Raw genomic sequence first — 4505 nt, 5'->3', positions numbered from 1 at the left:
GTGGTCGTGGTCGTCCCGGACGAGCACGCGGTGGCGGTGGCGGAGACGAGCACGAGGGCGGCGAGGGCACTGATTCGGGAGATTTTGGTGTTCATCGGACTTCCTGTCTCTGAAATGGGGCGCGACTGGGCCACCGACGTCGGTGACGCCCGTCAAGCGACTCAGGTGCGGGGCTAGTCGACCGGGGCAGCGGTGGCCGGACTGGCCAGGGCGACGACCGCGACCGCGGTGCTGTCCTGCACCAGCAGGACGCGGGTGGTGTGCTGTTCGGTGTCGGTGTCGGCCTCGGTGGCCCAGACCTTCAGCGCGGTCTGCGACGCGTCGGGCAGCGAGATCTGCTTGTCCCTGGTGTTCACGACGATGGTGCCCTTCGGGCCGTCCAGCGCCGCGCACATCGCGGTGTTGTTCGCCTCGACGTACCACGCGTCGGTGCCGCACGGCATGCCGAGACCGCCGAACCAGCCGTCGGTCTGGCCGCGCTCGGCCGGCTTGCTCAGCTCGTCACTGATCAGATAGACGTCGACGGTCGAGGCGCCCTCCGGCAGCTGGGCGGGCCCGGCCGGCCAGCCGATCCAGGCCACGAACGCGGCGACGAGCACGGCGACCGAGACCGGCACCCAGATCACAAGCGGGTTGACGCGGGTTCTGGTGGTCATGACACATTCCTCTTCCGGCGAGACGCGGGGTGGGTTTCTCCTGGTCAGAGGCCGTTATTTCATCGACCTCGGGCATAGGAACGACACTACGGACGCCCCGCCGGGCAGCCATCCGACCACGGTGCTCATCCCGCGTGGTACCGCGGTACCACACGACTCAGACGAGCCCGTTCGTGTGCGCCCAGATCACCGCGTGCACCCGGTCGCGGGCCCCCAGTTTGGCCAGCACCCGGCCGACATGGGTCTTCACCGTCGACTCGGACAGGAACAACTCCCCGGCGATCTCAGGGTTGGACAGTCCACGGCCGATCGCGACCAGCACCTCGCGCTCCCGGGCGGTCAGCTCCTCCAGCAGGCTCGTGCCCGCCGGGTCGGGGGCCCGCCCGCCCTGGTAGTGGTCGAGCAGGGCGCGGGTGATCCGGGGCGAGACCACCGCCGCGCCGGCTGCGACGGTGCGGACCGCGTCGATCAGGTCGGCCGAGGGCGCGTCCTTGAGCAGGAAGCCGCTGGCCCCGGCGCGCAGGCCGGTGAACGCGTACTCGTCCAGGTCGAAGGTGGTCAGGATGAGGACCCGGGTGCCGGGACAGTTGGCGACGATGTCCCGCGTCGCCTCGATCCCGTCCATGATCGGCATCCGGACGTCCATCAGCACCACGTCGGGGCGGAGTTCCCGGGCCAGCAGGGCACCGACCCGGCCGTCGCCGGCCTCACCGACGATACGCAGGCCGGGTGTCGCGCCGAGGACCATGGCCATGCCCTCGCGCAGCAGTTCCTGGTCGTCCACGAGCAGCAGGGTTATCTCAGACATCGGCGCCTTCTGAGGGATGGGGCAGGTTTACTCGTACGGTCCACCCGACCACCTGACGGCCGGCTTCGACGGTGCCGCCGTACATGGCGACTCGTTCGCGCATCGCGTTCAGACCCTGCTCGCTGCCGACCGACGGGGCCGGCGTGGTGCCCCGGCCGTCGTCGGCGACCATGATCCGGATCGGGTCGTCGCCGTAGTCCAGGTCGACCAGGACGTCGGTGGGCCTGTCGGCGTAGCGCAGCGCGTTGGTCAGCGACTCCTGCACGACCCGGAACACCACCCGCTGCAGACCCGGTGAGGACGGATCCGGCCCGTGACGGCGCAGGGTCACCGGCAGGCCGGCGATCCGGAACGTCTCGATCAGGCTCTCCAGGTCACCAGGAGTGTCCGGGGTGTCGTCGCGCAGCACGCCGAGCAGCCGGCGCATGTCGGTCATCGCCTCCCGTCCCAGGGCAGCGACCCGCTGCACGGCCTTGCGGGAACGTTCCGGGTCGGTGTCGGCGACCGCGGTCGCGCCGTCGGCCAGGCGGACCATGATGGTCAGGTTGTGGGCGACGATGTCGTGCATGTCGTGGGCGATCCGCACGCGCTCGCGGGCGGCGGCCAGCTTGCCCTCCTGCTCCTTCTCACGGGCCAGCCGGGCGGCCCGGTCCTCCAGCGACCGCACGTGCCGGCGACGGGTGGCGACGGTCGCGCCGACCAGCACCGGAATGATCACCGCGAGCCCGTAGAGGCCGATGAAGGGGCCGAGCCCGTAGCGGCCCTCATGCTGGAAGGTGACCACCCCGAGCACGGCCACCGAGAGCACCGCGCCGATCGTCGCAGCCTGCAACGAGCGGTGTACCACCAGCGCATACATCACCACGGCGAACGCGATCAGCTGGGTGTCGCCGGACAGCACGTCGCCGGTCACGGTCACCGCCAGCACCGCCCACGGCCACGACCGCCGCCAGATCAGCGCCAGCGAGATCACCGTGTTGACGGCCACCGCCCACCAGCTGGCGCGGGTCATGTCGCCGGTCAGCATGTCGAAGTCGAGGCCGGCCGTGAGGCTGACCACGACGACGATGACGGTGGCCAGGTGGGGATGGTTGGCCCAGAAGACCCGGATCCCGGTGTCGGGCTCCACGGATCAGAGGTTCCAGAAAGCCGTCGACGGGTCGGCCCCGAACATCATGCTCACCACCATCAGCACCAATCTGACCAGCAGGACGGCGCTGAGGGCGAGGCTGACAGCGGACGCCGTGTGCTTGACGGCGAGCGTGACGGCGAACGCGAAGAGCGCCACGAGCAGGCAGTATCCGATATCGACGGCCGACCGGCCCACGACTGTGCCGTGGCGCACATCGACCGGCGTCACGACAGCGTACGCCAGCATCAGGCACACGGCCCCGAGCACCGCCGCGACCACGGTCACCACCAGGGCCTTCGCGGTCATCACGGCGATCCGGCGGGGTGTGGCCAGGAAGGTCGTCCGGATGGTTCCGGTGGCGTACTCCGAACCGGGCACGACAGCCGCCAGCACGATGATCACCGTCTGGAGGACCGCAGCGGCCAGGAGCCCGGACAACGCCGCAGCCGTGGGGGTGAGGACCAGCGCGGTTCCCGCGCAGATCCAGAACGATTTCAGGGTACGGAGTTTCAGCCACTCGGCGGCGACGAGGCGGATCATCGGCCGCGGGCCAGAGCCAGGTAGACGTCATCGAGGCAGGCGTGCACCGGGGTGTTCTCGATCAGCAGGATCCCGGCGCGGGCGGCCAGCCCGGCGATGTCGGCCGAGGTCAGCCCGGTGATCTCCAGGCGGCCGTCCGGGCGCAGGGCGACGGCCGCGCCGTGCCCGCGCAGCAGCTTCTCCAGGTCGTCCGGGCGGTCCGGGCGGACCCACACCGCCGGGACCGTGTTCCGTGAGATCACCTCGGCCGCCGGAGCGTCGGCGAGCACCCGGCCTCGCCCGAGAATGATCAGCCGGTCGATGTCGCGGGCCAGTTCCCCGGTCAGGCGGCCGGTGACCAGGACGGCCCGGCCCTCGCGGGCGAGCGTGCGGAGCAGGGCGCGCAGCCAGGCGACACCGTCCGGGTCCAGTCCGGCCGCCGGATCGTCGAGCAGCAGGGCCGGCGGGTCACCCAGCAGCGCGCCGGCCAGGCCGAGCCGCTGCCGCAGGCCCGGGGAATAGACGCCGGCCCGCAGCCGCGCGACGTCGGCCAGCCCGGTCATCTCCAGGACCTCGTCGGTGCGGCGGTCCGGGATCCCGTGGGTCCGGGCGAGGATCCGCAGGTGGTCGCGGCCGGTGCGGCCGGGATGAGCCGGCGGCGGGGCGAGCAGGATGCCGACCTCCCGCAGCGGGTACGCCAGATCACGGTAGGACCGGCCGTCGAACAGGCACCGGCCGGACGTGGCCCGGTCCAGCCCGACCATCAGGCGCAGCGTCGTGGACTTGCCGGCGTCGGCCGGGCCGACGATCCCGTGCAAGACACCGGGTTCCAGGCGGAACGACACGTTCCGCACTGCCGAGACGCCGCCGTACCTCCTGGTCAGGTCTTGAACTTCGATCACCGGGCCGACGTTACGGACGGCCGGGCGGCCCGCCATCCGACCACGGTGCTCATCCGGCGTGGTACCGCGGTACCACGCGGGGGGTGGATGTCGGCGCTCACGAATTACGTGAGCGTCAATGAGCACCAGGTGGATGAGCATGCGGAGCCTCGCCACCCGGGTCGACCTCAAGTCCGAGCAGATATTTTAGGGATGATGCTCGTATGCGCTTGCTCGTGCTCGGCGGAACCTGGTTCGTGGGTTACGCGATCGTCACCGCCGCTGTCGCTGCAGGCTGGGAGGTAACCACGTTCAACCGAGGCACCTCGGACCCTTTCCTGGAGGCCGTACGGAATATCCGCAGGAACGGCCCCTTGTTACCGCAGGGGGCCGTTCGTGTGCCGCCCGACGTCCGCGCGTAAACCCCGACAGACGCAATCTTGTTGCGAAGGCGCCCTCATGGGGGCACTTTCGCAACAAGATCCAACGACGGCGGGGGGACGTTAGGC

General features: G+C 70.5%; 5 protein-coding genes and 1 pseudogene. 1 reads left to right on the top strand and 5 read right to left on the bottom strand.

Features of this window, described 5'->3' with window-relative positions:
• Positions 1 to 173 precede the first annotated feature (173 nt).
• From C1I93_RS28735 to C1I93_RS28715, 5 genes are all read right to left on the bottom strand, one after another.
• On the bottom strand, positions 174 to 656 hold the full coding sequence (locus C1I93_RS28735) for a hypothetical protein (RefSeq protein WP_111246397.1): 483 nt from the start codon (positions 654 to 656) through the stop codon (positions 174 to 176).
• Positions 657 to 813: 157 nt separating this feature from the next.
• Positions 814 to 1464, bottom strand: a complete 651-nt coding sequence (locus tag C1I93_RS28730; protein ID WP_111246396.1) for a response regulator — start codon at positions 1462 to 1464, stop codon at positions 814 to 816.
• On the bottom strand, positions 1457 to 2593 hold the full coding sequence (locus C1I93_RS28725) for a sensor histidine kinase (protein ID WP_111246395.1): 1137 nt from the start codon (positions 2591 to 2593) through the stop codon (positions 1457 to 1459). The genes C1I93_RS28730 and C1I93_RS28725 overlap by 8 nt, the downstream gene beginning before the upstream one ends.
• 3 nt (positions 2594 to 2596) lie before the next feature.
• Positions 2597 to 3136 (bottom strand): hypothetical protein, encoded by a 540-nt coding sequence (locus C1I93_RS28720; protein ID WP_111246394.1) that lies wholly within the window; start codon positions 3134 to 3136, stop codon positions 2597 to 2599.
• Complete coding sequence (locus tag C1I93_RS28715) at positions 3133 to 4017, bottom strand: ATP-binding cassette domain-containing protein (protein ID WP_181445372.1); 885 nt, start codon at positions 4015 to 4017, stop codon at positions 3133 to 3135. The genes C1I93_RS28720 and C1I93_RS28715 overlap by 4 nt, the downstream gene beginning before the upstream one ends.
• Positions 4018 to 4220: 203 nt before the next feature.
• On the opposite strand from C1I93_RS28715, the pseudogene C1I93_RS32820 reads away from it, so the two are divergent.
• Positions 4221 to 4325 (top strand): annotated as a pseudogene (locus C1I93_RS32820) (NAD-dependent epimerase); the annotation flags it as partial.
• Positions 4326 to 4505 lie beyond the last annotated feature (180 nt).

Source organism: Micromonospora endophytica, assembly GCF_003236305.1.
In the GTDB taxonomy this organism is placed as follows: Bacteria; Actinomycetota; Actinomycetes; order Mycobacteriales; family Micromonosporaceae; genus Micromonospora; species Micromonospora endophytica.
Note: the sequence above shows the minus strand (reverse complement) of the source record. Positions and strands in the feature narration are given on the sequence as shown.

Bases quoted from the DNA above. Each gene is read 5' to 3' on its own strand.
- C1I93_RS28720 (WP_111246394.1), bottom strand. From the start codon at position 3,136: ATGATCCGCCTCGTCGCCGCCGAGTGGCTGAAACTCCGTACCCTGAAA.
- C1I93_RS28735 (WP_111246397.1), bottom strand. From the start codon at position 656: ATGACCACCAGAACCCGCGTCAACCCGCTTGTGATCTGGGTGCCGGTC.
- C1I93_RS28730 (WP_111246396.1), bottom strand. From the start codon at position 1,464: ATGTCTGAGATAACCCTGCTGCTCGTGGACGACCAGGAACTGCTGCGC.